Below are 16,971 nucleotides of genomic sequence, written 5' to 3'. Positions count from 1 at the left end.
CTATGAGTCTGCCGCTTTTCCCGCTGAACACAGTGCTGTTTCCCGGCTGCAACCTTGACTTGCAGATCTTCGAGGCGCGCTACCTGGACATGATCGGCCGCTGCATGAAACAGGGTGGCGGCTTTGGCGTAGTGTGCATCCTCGACGGCCACGAAGTCGGCGTCGCGCCCGAAGGCTTTGCCCTGGTCGGCTGCGAGGCGCGGATCACCGATTTTCAGCAACAGGACAACGGTCTGCTCGGGATCCGGGTGCAGGGCGGGCGGCGTTTTCAGGTGTTGCGCACGGAAGTGCAGCGCGATCAGTTGATCCTCGCCGACGTCGAATGGCTGGACGATGAACCGGAGCAACCGCTGCAGGACGAAGACGCCGATCTGGTGGCGCTGCTCAAGGCCTTGGCCGAGCACCCGATGGTCGAGGCGCTGAACATGGGCACCGAAGCGCTGGGGCAGCAGTCGCTGGCCAATCAACTGGCGTATCTGTTGCCGTTCGCCGAAGAAGACAAGATCGACCTGCTGCAACTCGACGATCCGCAGCAGCGACTGGATGCGATCCAGGCGCTGCTCGATGAGCTGCAGGGCGAGCTGTTCGCCTGAGCGAAAAAGATCGCAGCCTGCGGCAGCTCCTACATGAGATTCATTTCATACCCGCGCCATCGTGCGCATGTGAAATCAAAACCCTGTAGGAGCTGCCGCAGGCTGCGATCTTTTGCTTCTCAATAAGCGTAACGCAACATCGTGTCCGGTAGATGCCGCAGAACGAACAGGCTGAACAGCACCAGCAGTGCCGGCAGAATCAGCCACCAGACCTTGAACGGCATGGCGTTGAGCGGCGCCTTGCGCTGACTCAGCCACAGGCCCGCTGCACACACGCATGCCGCCAGCATCGCACCCGCCAGAATATCTGTCGGCCAATGCGCGCCCAGATAGACTCGTGACAAAGCAATCGACAGCGCCGGAATACAGCCGAGCAGCAGCCAGGTCAAGCGCATGCGCGGCGGTTGGCCGCGACCGGCGAGGACCGCCAGCACCAGAAACAGCGCGAACGAACCGGAGGCATGACCGCTGGGCATGCTGTAGCTGGTCAACGGATCGGTCAGCACTTCCGGGCGGACCCGGGCGAAAAACTGTTTGGTGACGGTATTGAGGAGCGCGGTGCACAGCAGCACGCCACCGGCAAAGATTGCCTGGCGCCATTGCCGGCACAGCAGCAACAGACCGGTGAGCAGGGCGCTGAACATCAACATATTGCGGAATTCACCGATCAGGGTGAAGGTCACCGCGATTTCATCGAGCATCGGCTGCCGATGTTCCTGCACCAAGGTCATCACGCCCTGGTCGAGGGCGTGCAGATACGGATAGCCAATAAACAGGCCGATCAGAATCAACAGGCTCATGCTGCTGATCCAGATTGTCGCCCGGCGATGCTGGCGCAAGCTGCTGTTGACGCTCAGGCCGACCATCACTGCGATACTGGCCGCAACAATGCCGGCCTGCAGCCAGAAACCTTCCGGCAGCGGCAAGCGGATCGCCGCGCCGGTGGCCCAACCCGGCAGCAGGTAGGCGACGCTCCAGCCAGCGGCGGCCAGCAGGCTGACGGCGGCGAAACGCGGGAAGGGCATGTCGCACATCCCGGCGACCATCGGCAACATCGGCCGCAGCGGGCCAATGAAGCGCCCGACCAGCAGGCTGGCGATGCCGTAACGCTGGAAGTAGGTTTCGGCCCCGGCCATCCATTCCGGATGGTGGCGCAGACCCGGCAGGCGGCGGATGTTCTGGTGGAAATGGCGGCCCAGGTAATACGACACCGCATCGCCCAGAAGCCCGCCCAGAAAGCCCAGCAGCAGGGTTTCACTCAATGACAGTGCACCGCTGCCGGCCAGTACGGCCACGGCAAACAACAGCACGGTGCCGGGCACGATTATTCCGGCAATGGCCAGACACTCCACGAATGCGACGATAAACACCGCAGCGGCCAGCCACTGCGGATTGGCCGCCAGCCATCCGGTTACGCTATCGAGCCATGGGCCCATACCAAAAAACTCCAAACCATTGATGATCCCTGTAGGAGCTGCCGCAGGCTGCGATCTTTTNAAAGATCGCAGCCTGCGGCAGCTCCTACAGGGTTACGTGTTTACAACAGGAAATAATCGCGCCCTTCGACCTGACCCCGGCGCAACGGGTTCCGCGTGCACCACTGGGCATACGCGGCGTCGACGAAGCGGTACATCAGGTGTTCGTCGCGGCCATGGGGGATGCCCAGGCGGGTGGTCTGAATGATCTGCGTCGGCGCCGGGCCGGTGTCTTCCACCAGCAGCAGTTCATGGTCGAAACGCTTGGCGTCCCACATCGGCACTTTCAGCCCAAGCGCCTTGCACAGCAGTGTCTGCCCGGCGCACAGCTTTTGCGAAGGACGCGGCCGGCCTTGGGCATCGGGATTGTTCAGCAGCATTTGCGCCAGGCTCGCCGGTCCGCTGATTTCATCGACCCACGGGTAGGCGGATTTGATCAACACCGCATTGCCGGGCCCCTGAGCGCTGAAGTTCAGCGAATCGCCGCCACGGGCGTAATACATATAAATGTGTCCACCATCCAGAAACAAAGCCTTACGCTTTTCCGTGTAGCCGAGAGACGCGTGACTGCCTTTTTCCGCGCAGTAATAGGCTTCGGTTTCGATGATCCGGGCGCTGAGCCACAGATCGCCGACCCGGTGGCGGATGACTTTGCCGAGCAGATCGCGGGCCAGCACTTGCGCGTCACGGTCGAAAAAATTGTCCGGAAGGCCCAGTGGCAGGCGCTCGGCGGTGGCGCGAACGGTCAGGTTGGACATGGCAAACGGTGTTTATCCAGGCGAAGGAGGTCGTGATGATAACAATCCGCGGCTTAATTACGGCTGAACGTCGGCAAATTGCAGTCCATTTCGACCATCCGCCTGTCACCGCTGTTAGTCCCGGGACGCGACAGCTATAATCTGCCGCTTTCCTCTTTGCCAAGACCCCAACAGACCATGACTGAGTCCGTTCTTGACTACATGACCCGATTGGGTCGCGCCGCCCGCGAAGCTTCCCGGGTCATCGGCCGTGCCAGCACCGCGCAGAAAAACCGCGCCTTGCAGGCTGCTGCCAATGCGCTGGACGCTGCTCGCGCCGAGCTGGCCGCAGCCAATGAACAGGATCTGGCCGCCGGTCGCGCCAATGGTCTGGAGCCAGCCTTGCTGGAACGTCTGGAACTGACTCCCGCGCGCATCGACGGGATGATCGTCGGCCTGCGCCAAGTGGCAGCACTGCCGGATCCGGTCGGTGCGATCCGTGACATGAGCTTCCGCCCGTCCGGCATTCAAGTCGGCAAGATGCGCGTGCCGCTGGGTGTGATCGGGATCATCTACGAATCCCGGCCCAACGTGACCATCGATGCCGCCAGCCTGTGCCTGAAGTCCGGTAACGCAACCATCCTGCGCGGTGGTTCCGAGGCGATTCATTCCAACCGGGCGATTGCCGCGTGCATCCAGCGCGGTCTGGCCGAGGCCGAATTGCCGGCAGCCGTGGTGCAAGTGGTCGAAACCACCGACCGCGCTGCCGTCGGCGCGATGATCACCATGCCCGAGTACGTCGACGTGATCGTGCCGCGCGGTGGCCGTGGCCTGATCGAGCGCATCAGCCGTGACGCCCGCGTGCCGGTGATCAAGCACCTGGACGGCATCTGCCACGTTTATGTCAGTGCCCACGCCGATCTGGCCAAAGCCCAGCGCATCGCCTTCAATGCCAAGACTTACCGTTATGGCATCTGTGGCGCGATGGAGACGCTGCTCGTCGATCAAAGTGTTGCGAAGGATTTCCTGCCGGCGATGGCTGCCCAGTTCCGCCAGAAAGGCGTCGAGCTGCGTGGCTGCGAACGCACCCGGGCGATCATCGACGCGATAGCGGCCAGTGAAGACGACTGGAACACCGAGTATCTGGCACCGATCCTGTCGATCCGCGTGGTCGACGGGCTGGACCAGGCCATCGAACACATCAACCATTACGGCTCGCACCACACCGACTCGATCGTCAGCGAAAACCTCGCCGACACCCGGCGTTTCGTCGCGGAAGTCGACTCGGCGTCGGTGATGATCAACACCCCGACGTGCTTCGCCGATGGATTCGAATACGGATTGGGTGCCGAGATCGGCATTTCTACTGATAAGCTGCACGCCCGCGGCCCGGTGGGTCTCGAAGGGCTGACCTGCGAGAAGTACATCGTGGTCGGTGATGGCCAGTTGCGCGGCCAGGCGACGGTCTGACTTGACCGACCTCGACCTGACAGCGCCGCAAACCGGCAGCGAGTCTCGCCCGCAACGCATTGGCGTACTGGGCGGCACGTTCGACCCGGTGCACATCGGCCATTTGCGCGGTGCGCTGGAAGTCGCTGAAGCGCTTGGGCTCGACGAGCTGCGCATGATGCCCAGCGCCCGGCCGCCGCATCGTGATACGCCGCAAGTGTCGGCGCAGGATCGGCTGGCCATGGTTGAGTGCGCGGTGGCCGGAGTGCCGCCGCTGGTGGTGGACGCCCGCGAATTGCAGCGGGACAAACCGTCCTGGACCATCGATACCCTGGAGTTGATGCGTGCCGAAATGGCCGCCGAGACCCAGGTTTTTCTGCTTTTGGGCTGGGACGCATTTTGCGGCCTGCCCACTTGGCACCGCTGGGAGGAGTTGCTCCAGCATTGCCACATCCTGGTGCTACAGCGCCCGGACGCCGACAGCGAACCGCCGGATGCCTTGCGCAACCTGCTGGCAGCGCGTTCGGTGAGCGACCCGCTGGCCCTGAAAGGGCCGAGCGGACAGATTGCATTCGTCTGGCAGACACCGCTCGCGGTTTCCGCCACCCAGATCCGTCAACTGCTGGCCAGCGGTAAGTCGGTACGTTTCCTGGTGCCCGACGCGGTCCTGGCCTACATCGATGCGCACGGTCTTTACCGTGCGTCGAACTGAACAAGGCGTGCTTCACTGATACGAATCCACGTATCGCCAAGCCGCCGAATATACGAGCAAAACGAGTTTTATATGACTGACAAAGACGTAAGCAAAGTTAAGCGCAAAGGCACGTTCAAGAGCGCACCGCTGCCGGAAGTCGCCAACACCAACGAGCCGCTCAAGGGCGACGAGCTGGTCAAGGTTGCCGTGGCAGCTCTGGAAGACGTCAAGGCACAAGACATCCAGATCATCGATGTGCGCGACAAGCAGAGCATCACCGACTACATGATCATCGCCACTGGTACGTCCAATCGCCAGATCAACGCGATGCTGGACAAGGTCCGTGAAGAAGTCAAAAAGCAGGGCGCCAGGCCGCTGGGCGAAGAAGGCAAGGGCGACAGCGACTGGGTGCTGCTCGACCTCGACCTGGTGATCGTGCACATGATGACTGCCTCGGCGCGTCAGTTCTACGACCTGGAGCGCCTGTGGGCCGGTGCCGAGCAAAGCCGTGCGGCAGATGCCAAGCACCACAGCCCGGAAAACACCCACGAGCATTTCACCAAGCTCAACAAAGACCAGCTGTAAGGGATTGCTGTGCGACTGCGACTGATCGCCGTCGGTTCACGCATGCCCAAGTGGGTGGAAGAAGGCTGGCATGAGTATGCCAAGCGTCTTCCGTCCGAACTGGCGCTGGAACTGGTGGAAATTCCGCTCAATACCCGTGGCAAGAACGCCGACGTGGCCCGTTTCATCCGCCAGGAAGGCGAAGCCATGCTGGCCAAGGTCGGGCCGAACGAGCGGATCGTCACGCTGGAAGTGCACGGCAAGCCCTGGAGCACCGAGCAACTGGCGGTCGAACTCGACCGTTGGCGGCTGGATTCGCGCACGGTCAACTTCATGGTCGGTGGCCCCGAAGGGCTGGCGCCGGAAGTCTGCGCCCGCGCCGACCAGCGCTGGTCGTTGTCGCCGCTGACCTTGCCGCACCCGCTGGTGCGGATCCTGATCGGCGAACAGCTGTACCGTGCCTGGACCGTGCTGTCCGGTCACCCTTACCACAAGTAGTCCTGCCCTCATGTCTCAGCCGATCCGCATCAAGGACCACGAAAAGGACGCCCGCCTGGTGCGTAGCCGCGTCGTGTTCGGGGCTGTTGCGGTCATGCTGTTGATCGGCGTATTGATTGCGCGGCTGTACTACTTGCAGGTGATCCAGTACGAGTATCACTCGACACTCTCGGAAAACAACCGCGTCCATGTGCAGCCGATTCCGCCGACCCGTGGGTTGATCTTCGACCGCAACGGCGTGGTGGTGGCGGACAACCGTCCGAGCTTCAGCCTGAGCATGACCCGCGAGCGCTCCGGCGACTGGCAGCAAGTGCTCGACGTGATCGTCGAAGTGCTGCAGCTGACGCCCGAGGACCGGGTGATCTTCGAAAAACGCATGCGCCAGGGGCGCCGGCCGTTCGAGCCGGTGCCGATTCTGTTCGAGCTGACCGAAGAGCAGATCGCCCGGATCGCGGTGAACCAGTTCCGCCTGCCCGGGGTGGAAGTGGTCGCGCAGTTGGTGCGTCATTACCCGCAGGGCGCGCATTTTGCGCACTCGGTGGGTTACATGGGGCGGATCAACGAGAAAGAGCTGAAGACCCTCGACCCGGTCAACTACAGCGGCACCCACCACATCGGCAAGACCGGCATCGAGCGTTTCTACGAGCCGGAGCTGCACGGGCAGGTGGGTTACGAGGAAGTCGAGACCAACGCCCGCGGCCGCGTGCTGCGCGTGCTCAAGCGGACCGATCCGATTCCCGGCAAGGACATCGTCCTGAGTCTGGACATCAAACTGCAGGAAGCGGCGGAAGCTGCACTGGGCGGGCGGCGCGGCGCAGTGGTGGCGCTCGATCCGAACACGGGCGAAGTATTGGCAATGGTCAGTCAGCCGAGTTTCGACCCGAACCTGTTCGTCACCGGCATCAGCTTCAAGGCTTATGCCGAGCTGCGCGACTCCATCGACCGGCCGCTGTTCAACCGGGTGCTGCGCGGTCTGTACCCGCCGGGTTCGACGATCAAGCCAGCGGTGGCGATTGCCGGTCTCGATGCCGGTGTGGTGACGGCGTCGAGCCGGGTGTTCGACCCCGGTTACTACATGCTGCCCAACTACGATCACAAGTACCGCAACTGGAACCGCACCGGTGACGGCTTCGTCGACCTCGACACGGCGATCATGCGTTCCAACGACACCTACTTCTATGACCTGGCGCACAAGCTGGGCATTGATCGGTTGTCGGCCTACATGAACAAATTCGGCATCGGCCAGAAGGTCTCGCTGGACATGTTCGAAGAATCTCCCGGCCTGATGCCGTCCCGCGAGTGGAAGCGTGCGACGCGCAAACAGGCGTGGTTCCCGGGCGAAACCCTGATTCTGGGGATCGGCCAGGGCTACATGCAGTCCACACCCTTGCAACTGGCGCAGGCCACGGCGCTGGTGGCCAACAAAGGCATCTGGAACCGGCCGCACCTGGCCAAGACCATCGAAGGTGCCAAACCGGTAGATGAAAACCCGATGCCGGACATCGTCCTGCGCGATCCGTCGGACTGGACCAAGGTCAATCACGGCATGCAGCAAGTGATGCACGGCGCCAGAGGGACCGCGCGCAAGGCGGCAATCGGTGCGCAATACCGCATCGCCGGCAAGTCCGGTACCGCTCAGGTCGTCGCGATCAAACAAGGTGAAAAGTACGACCGTTCCAAGGTTCAGGAACGCCACCGCGACCACGCCTTGTTCGTCGGTTTCGCCCCGGCCGACAACCCGAAAATCGTTGTTTCGGTGATGGTCGAGAACGGTGAGTCCGGCTCCGGTGTCGCCGCGCCCGTCGTGCGTCAGGTCATGGATGCCTGGCTTCTGGATCAGGAGGGTCGATTGAAGGCCGAATACGCCGGTCCTATCAGTGCGGAGGCTACGGCCCGTGATGAATAATTTTGATCGCATGCTCTCCAGTGAGGATGTGATGCGTCGTCGTGCGACGCTGCTGCAACGTCTGCATATCGATGGCCCGCTGTTGATCCTGCTGCTGATTCTCGCCGCGGGCAGTCTGTTCGTGCTGTATTCGGCGAGCGGCAAGAGCTGGGATCTGCTGGGCAAACAAGCCACTTCGTTCGGTATCGGCCTGGTGTCGATGATCGTCATCGCCCAGTTCGAACCGCGGTTCATGGCGCGTTGGGTACCACTCGGTTATGTGGTCGGCGTGGTGCTGCTGATGGTGGTGGACATCATGGGCCACAACGCCATGGGCGCGACGCGCTGGATCAACATCCCCGGGGTGATCCGCTTCCAGCCCTCGGAGTTCATGAAGATCCTGATGCCGGCGACGATTGCCTGGTATCTGTCCAAGCGCACGCTGCCGCCGCAGCTCAAGCACGTTGGTATCAGTCTGATGCTGATCGGTGTGCCGTTCATTCTGATCGTGCGCCAGCCTGACCTCGGGACGTCGCTGCTGATTCTGGCCGGCGGCGCGTTCGTGCTGTTCATGGGCGGGCTGCGCTGGCGCTGGATCCTCAGCGTGCTGGCTGCGGCGGTGCCGGTGGCGATCGCCATGTGGTTCTTCATCATGCACGACTACCAGAAGCAGCGGATCCTCACGTTCCTCGACCCGGAAAGCGATCCGCTGGGCACTGGCTGGAACATCATCCAGTCGAAAGCCGCGATCGGTTCCGGCGGCGTGTTCGGCAAGGGTTGGCTGCTGGGTACCCAGTCGCATCTGGACTTTCTGCCGGAGAGCCACACCGACTTCATCATCGCGGTACTCGGCGAAGAGTTCGGTCTGGTCGGCATCTGCGCGCTGCTGCTGATCTATCTGTTGCTGATCGGTCGCGGCCTGGTGATTACCGCCCAGGCGCAGACGCTGTTCGGCAAATTGCTCGCCGGTGCGTTGACCATGACGTTTTTTGTTTATGTTTTCGTCAACATCGGTATGGTCAGTGGCCTGTTGCCGGTGGTGGGGGTGCCGTTGCCCTTCATTAGCTACGGAGGAACTTCGCTGGTGACACTGCTGTCAGCGTTTGGGGTTTTGATGTCGATTCATACGCATCGCAAGTGGATCGCACAGGTTTGAATAAGGTGAAGAGTTCAATGCAAGTCATGCGCAGCTGGGCGACTCGTTACGCGCCGTGGGTCGGCCTGGTCGGCATCCTTGGCGGCGTGCAGCAAGCGCTGGCCGGCGATTACGAAGGCTCGCCACAGGTGGCCGAATTCGTCGGCGAAATGACCCGCGACTACGGTTTTGCCGGCGAGCAACTGATGGCCGTGTTTCGCGAGGCTCAGCGCAAACAGGCGATTCTCGACGCCATCTCCAAGCCCGCCGAGCGGGTCAAGCAGTGGAAAGAATATCGCCCGATGTTCATCACCGACGCGCGCATCGCCCGTGGTGTGGACTTCTGGCGCCAGCACGAAGCCGTGCTGGCCCGTGCCGAGCAGGAATACGGCGTACCGGCACAAGTCATCGTGTCGATCATCGGCGTCGAGACCTTTTTCGGACGTAATACCGGCAATTACCGGGTGATTGATGCGTTGTCCACGCTCGGATTCGACTATCCTCCCCGTGCCGAATTTTTCCGCAAGGAATTGCGTGAGTTCCTGCTGCTGGCCCGTGAAGAGCAGGTCGATCCATTGACCCTCAAGGGCTCGTACGCCGGAGCGATGGGCTTGCCGCAATTCATGCCGAGCAGCTTTCGCGCCTACGCGGTGGATTTTGACGGTGACGGTCACATCAATATCTGGACCAATCCGGACGATGCGATCGGCAGTGTGGCCAGCTATTTCAAGCGTCACGGCTGGGTCGCCGGGGAACCGGTGGTGAGCCGCGCTGACGTGCGCGGCGAGCAGGTCGACGAAGGTCTGACCACCGGCATCGAGCCGACGAAAACCGTCGGAGAGTTGCGGGCGCTGGGCTGGTCAAGTCATGATGCGCTGCGCGATGATATGCCGGTTACTGCATTTCGCCTCGAAGGCGACAACGGCCCTGAATACTGGATGGGCCTGAAGAATTTCTACGCGATCACGCGTTATAACCGCAGCGTGATGTACGCCATGGCCGTACATCAACTGTCTGAAGAGCTGGTAAAAGCACGGGGCGTCAAGTAATGCGGGCATTGCCTATCAATAAACCCCTGAAGCTGGTGGCATTCGCCGCGTTGGCGGTGCTGGTCGCCAGCTGTTCGACCAGCCGCGCGCCAACCCAGAAGACCTCGTCCACCGCCGTGCGTGCACAGCCGGGGCTGGACATCAACCGCGCGCACAAAGACGGCGCGCCGTGGTGGGATGTCGATGTTTCGCGCATCCCGGACGCCACGCCGACCCTGCACACCGGTCCGTACAAGGCCAACCCGTACACCGTGCTGGGCAAGACCTATTTCCCGTTGCAGGAATCCAAGACCTACGTCGCCTCGGGTACCGCTTCCTGGTACGGCACCAAGTTTCACGGGCAGAACACCGCCAACGGCGAAGTGTATGACCTGTACGGCATGAGTGCCGCCCACAAGACTCTGCCACTGCCCAGTTACGTGCGGGTGACCAACCTGGACAACAACCGGAGCGTGATCCTGCGGGTCAACGATCGCGGGCCGTTCTATTCGGACCGGATCATCGACTTGTCCTACGCAGCCGCGAAGAAGCTCGGTTATGCCGAAATCGGCACCGCGCGGGTCAAGGTCGAGGGTATCGATCCGCAGCAATGGTGGGCCGCGAAGGGCCGTCCGGCGCCGCTGATGCTTAACGAACCGCAAGTCGCGCAGAATAGCGCCCCGGTGATCACGGCTTCGGCCGGTACCATCGAGCAGTGGACCCCGCCGCCGCAGCAACATGCCTCTGATACTGTCCCTGTACAGATCAGCGCAAAAAAAAACGCTTCTGCACCAGCGTCTGGCCAGTATCTGCAGGTGGGCGCGTTCGCCAACCCGGACGCTGCAGAACTCCTGAGGTCGAAGCTCAGCGGGATGGTGAGCGCTCCGGTGTTCATCAGCTCGATCGTGCGCAATCAGCAGACCCTGCACCGGGTACGCCTAGGGCCGATCGGATCGCCGGGTGAAATCGCTCAGGTGCAGAACAGTGTGCGCCTGGCCAACCTCGGTTCGCCGAGCGTGGTCACCGAGTAAGAAACGTAGCACTTGATTGACGGTTCACTTGCGGTTTTGGGGGGTGGACCAGGTTGTTGGCTCGTCGAAGAACAAAAGCCCGGCAAGGGTGACTGGAGTGAGCAACTGAACACGCGATGGCCCGTTAGAAGGCTGTCTGAATAGTTTTGCCTTCGGGCAAGTTTCCATTAGCGATTTCGAGAGACGGATGAACATCACCACCTTTGCCAAACGCCTGTGTCTGCTAGTCCCGCTGCTCCTCTCGCCAGCCGCCTTCGCGGCCGAGATGATGCCGTCGCCACCTCAACTGGCTGCAAAAGCCTACGTGCTCATGGACGCCAGCAGCGGCAACGTGCTGGTGGAGAACAACGGTGACCAGCGTCTGCCGCCAGCCAGCCTGACCAAACTGATGACCGCGTACATCGCTACGCTGGAAATCCGTCGTGGCCAGATCGGTGAGAACGACCCGGTGACCGTCAGCGAAAACGCCTGGCGTACCGGCGGTTCGCGGATGTTCATCAAAGTCGGCTCGCAAGTGACCGTCAGCGACCTGCTGCACGGCATCATCATCCAGTCCGGCAACGACGCCAGCGTTGCGCTGTCCGAGCACATCGCCGGCAGCGAAGACGCGTTCGCCGACCTGATGAACAAGACGGTCGCCGATCTGGGCATGACCAACTCGCACTTCATGAACCCGACCGGTCTGCCGAACCCTGAGCACTACTCGTCGGCTCACGACATGGCGATCCTGGCGCGCGCGATCATCCACGAAGACCCAGCTCACTACGCGATCTACTCGCAGAAAGAGTTCTTCTGGAACGGCATCAAGCAGCCTAACCGCAACCTGCTGCTGTGGCGCGACAAGACCGTTGACGGTCTGAAAACCGGTCACACCGACGAAGCCGGTTACTGCATGGTGTCCTCGGCTGTACGTGACGGCCAGCGTCTGATTGCTGTGGTGTTCGGCACCAACAGCGAAGTGGCTCGTGCTGCTGAAACCCAGAAGCTGCTGACCTACGGCTTCCGCTTCTTCGAAACCCAGACCTTCTATCAGAAGGGCACCGAACTGGCTCAGGCCCCGGTGTGGAAAGGCACCACCAGCCAGGTCAAGGCCGGCCTGGCTGAAGACCTGACCATGACCCTGCCAAAAGGCCAGCTGAAAAAACTCGCTGCCAGCATGACCATGAACCCGCAACTGACCGCGCCAATCGCCAAGGGCGACGTGATCGGTAAAGTCGAAGTGAAACTGGACGACAAGGTGGTGCACAGCGCCGACCTGATCGCTCTGGACGCTGTCGAGGAGGGTGGTATCTTCCGCCGCATGTGGGATAGCATCCGTCTATTCTTCTACGGCTTGTTCAACTGATTTGTGTTGACCTGCATGGCCCCGCCCCGATCCGGTGCGGGGCCATGTGCGTTACCACGGCTTGCGCTCTAGAGGCCGTTACGCCATGACCGATACCGAAGTAAAGGCGCCAAAGATCGAATTTCCGCAAACTGATTATCCGATTAAGGTGATCAGCGATACGGGCGTCGGCAACAAAGACAAGATCATCGACATCGTCAAGAAACACGCGACCATCAATGATGAGCGCATCGACGAGCGTCAAAGCAGCAACGGCAAGTACACCACCATCCAGTTGCACATCGTCGCGACAGACCAGGATCAGCTGTACAACATCAACAGCGAGCTGCGGGCTTCCGGTTTCGTGCACATGGTGTTGTGATGCCGGGCACGCTGGGCTTTCGCGAACTTGGCCAGATGGCTTACGAGCCGGTCTGGCATGCCATGCAACGCTTCACCAACGAACGCGGCAGCAATGCCGCCGACGAAATCTGGCTGGTCGAGCACCCACCGGTGTTCACCCAGGGCCAGGCCGGCAAGGCCGAACACCTGCTGCTGCCGGGTGATATCCCGGTAGTACAGGTCGATCGCGGCGGGCAGGTGACTTATCATGGCCCGGGCCAGTTGGTTGCCTACCTGTTGCTGGATGTGCGCAAGCTGGGTTTCGGCGTACGTGATCTGGTCACGCGCATGGAACAGTGCCTGATCGAACTGCTGGCCAGCTACGGCGTCACCGCCGCCGCCAAGCCAGATGCTCCCGGCGTCTACGTCGACGGAGCGAAAATCGCTTCTCTGGGTTTGCGGATTCGCCACGGTTGCTCCTTTCATGGCCTGGCCTTGAACGTGGATATGAACCTGGAACCGTTTCGACGGATTAATCCCTGCGGCTATGCCGGGCTGGCGATGACCCAGCTGAGCGATCACGCAGGATCGATTGAATTTGCCGAGGTAAGTGTCCGGCTGCGCGCGCAGCTCGTCAAACACCTCGACTATGCTGAGCAGACGACCCTGACGGGCGGAATCGACTGATATGACTACTGATGCAGTGCAAACCATGATCCCGACGCTCGACGTGACCGAGCGCCCGGCCCCGCGTCCCAAGGTTGAAGCCGGCGTCAAGCTGCGCGGCGCCGAGAAGGTTGCACGCATCCCGGTAAAGATCATTCCGACCACCGAACTGCCGAAGAAGCCCGACTGGATTCGCGTACGCATCCCGGTTTCGCCGGAAGTCGACCGGATCAAGAGCCTGCTGCGCAAACACAAATTGCACAGCGTCTGTGAAGAAGCGTCCTGCCCGAACCTGGGCGAGTGCTTCTCCGGCGGCACTGCGACCTTCATGATCATGGGTGACATCTGCACCCGTCGCTGCCCGTTCTGCGACGTGGGTCATGGTCGTCCGAAGCCACTGGACGTCAACGAGCCGGAAAGCCTGGCCATCGCCATCGCCGACCTGAAACTCAAGTACGTGGTGATCACCTCGGTTGACCGCGACGACCTGCGTGACGGCGGTGCCCAGCACTTTGCCGACTGCATCCGCGAAATCCGCAAGCTGTCGCCGAACGTGCAGCTGGAAACCCTGGTCCCGGACTACCGTGGTCGCATGGACATCGCCCTGGAAATCACCGCTGCCGAGCCGCCGGATGTGTTCAACCACAACCTGGAAACCGTGCCGCGCCTGTACAAGGCCGCGCGTCCGGGTTCGGACTACCAGTGGTCGTTGACCCTGCTGCAGCGTTTCAAGCAGATGATGCCGCACATTCCGACCAAATCCGGCCTGATGCTGGGTCTGGGCGAGACCGACGAAGAAGTCATCGAAGTCATGAAGCGCATGCGCGAACACGACATCGACATGCTGACCCTCGGGCAGTACCTGCAACCGTCGCGCAGCCACTTGCCGGTGCAGCGTTTCGTGCACCCGGACACCTTTGCCTGGTTCGCCGAAGAAGGCTACAAAATGGGCTTCAAGAACGTTGCTTCCGGCCCGCTGGTACGTTCCTCGTATCACGCCGACGAGCAGGCGAAACTGGTCAAGGCCGAGCTGCTCGGTTCCTGATCCGGCGCTGAGCGCTTTGCGAAAATACCCGCCTCGGCGGGTATTTTTGTTTGCGCCTGCCACGCACCCTTTTGTTTGTCTCTGGACCTGACTACTGTGTGTGCATGAGTTCACAGGGAGACCATGGATGACCGTTCGACCGACCCACAGCCTTTTTCCGCATACACCCGTACCGGCGCTGCCATCCGAAGGGCTGATCGGCGTGATTGCCCCCGCCGGCCCCGGCGCGCTGGACACGCAAAAGGCTATGCAGTGGATGCGCACCCGCGGTTATGCGCTGAAGGTGTTCCCCGGTGTCTACGAAAAGGATGGCTATCTGGCCGGCAGCGATGACGTACGCCTCAACGACCTGCATGCCGCTTTCGCCGATCCCGAAGTCGACGCGATCATCTGCCTGCGCGGCGGCTACGGTACGCCGCGCCTGCTGGACCGGATCGATTACGATCTGCTGAGTCGTCACGCCAAGCCGTTTGTCGGCTACAGCGACATCACCGCGCTGCATCTGGCAATCAGTCGCTACGCCGGGTTCGTGACCTTCCACGGCCCGCTGCTCAACGCCGATCTGTTGGGCGACAAGGAACCACCGACCGTCACCTCATTCTTCGCCATGCTGCGCGGTCAGTTGAAGGCGGGCAGTGTGCTGAGCCATCCAGTGGCTTATCCGTTGACCACGGTCGAACCGGGCCTCGCTCACGGGCGCTTGCTCGGCGGCAATCTGGCGATGATTGCCTCGACGCTGGGGACGCCTTATGAAATCGACGTGGAAGGGGTGATTCTGCTGATCGAGGACGTCAACGAGCCGCTGTACAGGATCGACCGCTTGCTCACGCAGATGCGCCTGGCCGGGAAGCTGGCCCGATTGCGCGGGGTGCTGGTCGGTGATGTCGCTGGTGTCGATGTCGAGGCGCTGAATCGCTTGCTCAAGCAGACCTTCGAACCGCTACGGATTCCGGTGCTGTCGGGGTGGCGCAGCGGGCATTGTGATCCGAACCTGACGCTGCCGATGGGGGCGCTGGTTCGCTTGGACGCAGGGAAGAAGGAATTGATGCTGGAGCAGGATGTGGTCACCCGATAATGCTCGGGTGACGCAAAAAGATCGCAGCCTTCGGCAGCTCCTACATTGGATTAGTGTTTACCCTGTAGGAGCTGCCGAAGGCTGCGATCTTTTGATTTTGCTTTATTGAGTACGCAGGCTCTCAAGCAACTTATGCGTCGGATACCCGTCCGCCGGCCAGCCAAACGCCTGCTGGGCACTGCGGATCGCCTTGCGCGTATTGGCGCCGATAATCCCGTCAGCCGTGCCTGCATCGTAATTACGCGCGCTCAGCAGGGTCTGCAATTCGATACGCTCGGTGCGGCTCAGTGGCAGGTCATCTTTCGGCCACGTGCCGTTGATCAGGCCAGCGCCATTGAAGCGCTCGGACAACAGGCTCACCGCCAGTGCATAGGATGACGAGTTGTTGTACTTGAGGATCGCCCGGAAGTTGTCGAGGATCAGAAACGCCGGGCCACGATAACCGGCGGGTAGCAGCAGGGCGGCGGACAACTGTTCCGAGCCGGCCGGTGCCTGAATGCCATTGGGCAGGCTCACGCCCAGTTGACGCCATTCAGCGACAGTTTTGCGAATCGCGCCATCGGCCAGGGTGTAGTTGAAGCTGTTCGGCAATTGCACTTCGAAGCCCCACGGTTGACCACGCTGCCAGCCGGAGCTTTGCAGGTAGTGCGCGGTGGAGGCCAGCGCATCGGCCGGGCTGCCCCAGATGTCGCGGCGACCGTCACCGTCGAAATCCACCGCGTGGGTATTGTAGGTGGTCGGAATGAACTGGGTCTGGCCCATCGCACCGGCCCACGAGCCCAACATCTTCTCTGGAGTGATATCGCCCTGTTGCAGGATCTGCAGCGCCGCAATCAGTTGCGCATGGGCAAAGCCCGGACGACGACCTTCGTAGGCCAGGGTCGCCAGCGAGTTGATCACTGACTTGGTGCCCTGGAACTGGCCGAAATTGCTTTCCATGCCCCACACCGACACCAGTGCCTGACGATCGACGCCATATCGCTGTTCGATGCTTTGCAGGATGTCGGCGTACTGACTGATCAGCGCCTGGCCCTTGCGCACTCGCAGTGGCGAGAGGGCGCCATCGAGGTATTCCCACACCGGACGTGAGAATTCCGGCTGGCTGCGGTCGGCCTTGATCACGCTGGCATCGAAGCTGACATTGGCAAACGCGCGATCGAACAGCTCGGCGCGGATCCCGGCCGCCAGGGCATCCTTGCGGAAACCGGCCTGCCATTCGGCAAAGGTCTGAGTGGGCTGAAGATCAAGAGGGTCGGCGGACGGCACTACCGGCGGAATGATTGCCGGGGCTGTTGCGACAGGGGCGGCTTGGAGAGGTTGCGCATCGGCGGCGGTAGGTTTTTCCGCGCAGGCGACAAGCAGAATGAAGCTGGAGGCAGCGATCAGTTGGCGAACGGGCCAACGACGGGAAAGACGAAAGGGCATGCACG

The 16,971-nt window shown here is 61.6% G+C and carries 17 protein-coding genes; 14 read left to right on the top strand and 3 right to left on the bottom strand.

All coding sequences use genetic code 11. From position 1 onward, the window contains the following. The first annotated feature begins 2 nt into the window (after positions 1-2). Positions 3-593, top strand: coding sequence for an LON peptidase substrate-binding domain-containing protein (locus ACTJKS_RS05835; RefSeq protein WP_007960613.1), 591 nt, complete (start codon positions 3-5; stop codon positions 591-593). Positions 594-712: 119 nt separating this feature from the next. Here the strand turns inward: ACTJKS_RS05835 and ACTJKS_RS05830 are convergent, their stop codons facing one another. Together ACTJKS_RS05830 and ACTJKS_RS05825 are read right to left on the bottom strand one after the other, a co-directional pair. Beyond that, a complete protein-coding gene (locus tag ACTJKS_RS05830; RefSeq protein ID WP_108183912.1) occupies positions 713-2,029 on the bottom strand; it encodes a bifunctional DedA family/phosphatase PAP2 family protein in 1,317 nt (438 codons plus the stop codon). 101 nt (positions 2,030-2,130) lie between these two features. Continuing rightward, entirely contained in the window at positions 2,131-2,826 is a 696-nt protein-coding gene (locus ACTJKS_RS05825) for a DNA-3-methyladenine glycosylase (RefSeq protein ID WP_108183911.1), read from the bottom strand. Positions 2,827-3,003: 177 nt separating this feature from the next. On the opposite strand from ACTJKS_RS05825, the gene ACTJKS_RS05820 reads away from it, so the two are divergent. The 13 genes from ACTJKS_RS05820 to ACTJKS_RS05760 all read left to right on the top strand — a co-directional run bounded on the left by ACTJKS_RS05820 (position 3,004) and on the right by ACTJKS_RS05760 (position 15,541). Further along, positions 3,004-4,275: a glutamate-5-semialdehyde dehydrogenase gene (locus ACTJKS_RS05820; RefSeq protein ID WP_108183910.1), complete on the top strand. Its 1,272-nt coding sequence runs from the start codon at positions 3,004-3,006 to the stop codon at positions 4,273-4,275. Further along, a complete protein-coding gene (gene nadD / locus ACTJKS_RS05815) occupies positions 4,244-4,966 on the top strand; it encodes a nicotinate-nucleotide adenylyltransferase (RefSeq protein ID WP_108183909.1) in 723 nt (240 codons plus the stop codon). Before ACTJKS_RS05820 ends, nadD begins: the two co-directional genes overlap by 32 nt. Before the next feature lie 72 nt (positions 4,967-5,038). Beyond that, on the top strand, positions 5,039-5,533 hold the full coding sequence (rsfS, locus tag ACTJKS_RS05810; RefSeq protein WP_047296815.1) for a ribosome silencing factor: 495 nt from the start codon (positions 5,039-5,041) through the stop codon (positions 5,531-5,533). Between the two features lie 9 nt (positions 5,534-5,542). Then, positions 5,543-6,010 carry a 23S rRNA (pseudouridine(1915)-N(3))-methyltransferase RlmH gene (rlmH, locus tag ACTJKS_RS05805; RefSeq protein ID WP_003185785.1) on the top strand — a complete coding sequence of 156 codons (468 nt, stop codon included), beginning with the start codon at positions 5,543-5,545 and terminating at the stop codon, positions 6,008-6,010. 10 nt (positions 6,011-6,020) lie between these two features. Further along, complete coding sequence (gene mrdA, locus ACTJKS_RS05800; RefSeq protein WP_041064994.1) at positions 6,021-7,916, top strand: penicillin-binding protein 2; 1,896 nt, start codon at positions 6,021-6,023, stop codon at positions 7,914-7,916. A 31-nt stretch (positions 7,917-7,947) separates the two neighbouring features. Then, positions 7,948-9,051, top strand: a complete 1,104-nt coding sequence (gene rodA / locus ACTJKS_RS05795) for a rod shape-determining protein RodA (protein ID WP_047296919.1) — start codon at positions 7,948-7,950, stop codon at positions 9,049-9,051. Between the two features lie 17 nt (positions 9,052-9,068). Then, positions 9,069-10,079: a lytic murein transglycosylase B gene (gene mltB / locus ACTJKS_RS05790; protein WP_041064999.1), complete on the top strand. Its 1,011-nt coding sequence runs from the start codon at positions 9,069-9,071 to the stop codon at positions 10,077-10,079. Next, complete coding sequence (locus ACTJKS_RS05785) at positions 10,079-11,089, top strand: septal ring lytic transglycosylase RlpA family protein (protein ID WP_041065003.1); 1,011 nt, start codon at positions 10,079-10,081, stop codon at positions 11,087-11,089. The genes mltB and ACTJKS_RS05785 overlap by 1 nt, the downstream gene beginning before the upstream one ends. Positions 11,090-11,276: 187 nt before the next feature. After that, complete coding sequence (locus ACTJKS_RS05780; RefSeq protein WP_003228546.1) at positions 11,277-12,434, top strand: D-alanyl-D-alanine carboxypeptidase family protein; 1,158 nt, start codon at positions 11,277-11,279, stop codon at positions 12,432-12,434. Positions 12,435-12,519: 85 nt separating this feature from the next. Beyond that, positions 12,520-12,795, top strand: a complete 276-nt coding sequence (locus tag ACTJKS_RS05775; RefSeq protein ID WP_027612895.1) for a DUF493 domain-containing protein — start codon at positions 12,520-12,522, stop codon at positions 12,793-12,795. Further along, positions 12,795-13,442 (top strand): lipoyl(octanoyl) transferase LipB, encoded by a 648-nt coding sequence (gene lipB / locus ACTJKS_RS05770; RefSeq protein ID WP_440828803.1) that lies wholly within the window; start codon positions 12,795-12,797, stop codon positions 13,440-13,442. The genes ACTJKS_RS05775 and lipB overlap by 1 nt, the downstream gene beginning before the upstream one ends. A gap of 25 nt (positions 13,443-13,467) precedes the next feature. Continuing rightward, positions 13,468-14,466 (top strand): lipoyl synthase, encoded by a 999-nt coding sequence (gene lipA / locus ACTJKS_RS05765; RefSeq protein WP_160768663.1) that lies wholly within the window; start codon positions 13,468-13,470, stop codon positions 14,464-14,466. Between the two features lie 127 nt (positions 14,467-14,593). Beyond that, complete coding sequence (locus ACTJKS_RS05760; protein ID WP_108183907.1) at positions 14,594-15,541, top strand: S66 peptidase family protein; 948 nt, start codon at positions 14,594-14,596, stop codon at positions 15,539-15,541. Between the two features lie 102 nt (positions 15,542-15,643). Here ACTJKS_RS05760 and ACTJKS_RS05755 read toward each other — a convergent pair whose 3' ends face one another. Continuing rightward, on the bottom strand, positions 15,644-16,966 hold the full coding sequence (locus ACTJKS_RS05755; protein WP_108183906.1) for a lytic murein transglycosylase: 1,323 nt from the start codon (positions 16,964-16,966) through the stop codon (positions 15,644-15,646). Between the last annotated feature and the right edge of the window lie 5 nt (positions 16,967-16,971).

Source organism: Pseudomonas sp. 22189 (assembly GCF_052045635.1).
Taxonomy (GTDB): Bacteria; Pseudomonadota; Gammaproteobacteria; order Pseudomonadales; family Pseudomonadaceae; genus Aquipseudomonas; species Aquipseudomonas parakoreensis.
The sequence above is the reverse complement of the archived record's forward strand: the minus strand, read 5'-3'. Positions and strand labels throughout refer to the sequence as shown.